Here is a 1,365-nt window from a genome sequence, read left to right as displayed (position 1 = left end):
GCCATCGGAGGTCTGCGGTGGTTCGTCATCCATGACCTCCTGCCCCACACCCCAACCCCTCTCCCGTCGGGAGAGGGGCTTGAGGCAGAAGACTACAGCACCCCGCGCTTCATCTGGTCGCGCTCGATGCTCTCGAACAGTGCCTGGAAGTTGCCTTCGCCGAAGCCTTCGTTGCCCTTGCGCTGGATGATCTCGAAGAAGATCGGGCCCAGCGCGTTCTGGGTGAAGATCTGCAGCAGCTTGCGTTGCTTGGTCTCGACGTCGGCATCGATCAGGATCTTGTTGCGCGCCAGGCGTGCCACGTCTTCCCCATGGTTCGGGATGCGCTGGTCGATCACGTCGAAATAGGTATCCGGCGTGTCGAGGAACTCGACGCCCGCTTCGCGCATCTTCTCCACCGTGGTGTAGATGTCGTCGGTGAAGCAGGCGATGTGCTGGATACCCTCGCCCTTGTAGGCGTCGAGGTACTCGTTGATCTGGCTCTTCGGGTCGCTGGACTCGTTGAGCGGGATGCGCACCATGCCGTCCGGCGCGGTCATCGCCTTGGACAGCAGGCCGGTCTTTGCGCCCTTGATGTCGAAGTAGCGGATCTCGCGGAAGTTGAACAGCCGCTCGTAGTAGTCCGCCCACTTGGCCATGTTGCCGTGGTAGAGGTTGTGGGTCAGGTGATCGATGAAAGTCAGCCCGAAGCCCTTCGGCATCAGGTCCACGCCGGGCAGGTATTCGTAGTCGGGGTCGTGGATGGTGCCCTGGTCGTCATAGCGGTCGACGATGTAGAGCATGCAGTCGCCGATGCCCTTGATGACCGGCGCGGCCACGGCCTTGGTCAGCTCGTCCGCCGCGTCGAACGACTCGGCGCCGTTCTTGAGCGCCTGCACGCGCGCCCATTCGGCCAGTTTCTTCACGCGGATCGCAAAGCCGCACGCGCTGGGGCCGTGTTCGGCAGCGAAGCGGGCAGCGAAGGAATCGGGGTCCTCGTTGATCAGGAAGGTGCAGTCGCYCTGGCGATAGGTGCTGATGGCGCGCGTCCTGTGGCGCGCGACCTGCACGAAGCCCAGCTTGCGGAAGTAATCGTGCAGGTGGTGAGCCTGCCCGGCGGGCGCGGCGAACTCGACGAATTCGAAGCCGTCGATGCCCATCGGGTTGTCGAACGTCGTGGGCTGCATGCCCAGGTTGGGTTGTGCGTTCATGGGGCGTCTCGCTAGGCTTGCGTGGATGCACGCCAATATAGTTTCAGCTGAAACCACCCACAAGTAGCAGCGCAACAATGAGCCAGCCGCCCGACAGCCCGCCCGTCCACGCCGATTTCGACCTCGACCGCCTGTTCTCTTATCGGTTGAGCGTGCTGTCCAACCGGATCAGCAG

Annotated in this window: 1 protein-coding gene; it reads right to left on the bottom strand. The window is 62.9% G+C overall.

Annotated features, from left to right (window positions below):
* Nucleotides 1–92 precede the first annotated feature (92 nt).
* Nucleotides 93–1,190, bottom strand: coding sequence for a 4-hydroxyphenylpyruvate dioxygenase (hppD, locus tag AC04L7_RS18785; protein WP_475513714.1), 1,098 nt, complete (start codon nt 1,188–1,190; stop codon nt 93–95).
* Nucleotides 1,191–1,365 lie beyond the last annotated feature (175 nt).

This window comes from Pseudoxanthomonas sp. LjRoot204_2 (assembly GCF_056175765.1).
Note: the sequence above shows the minus strand (reverse complement) of the source record. Positions and strands in the feature narration are given on the sequence as shown.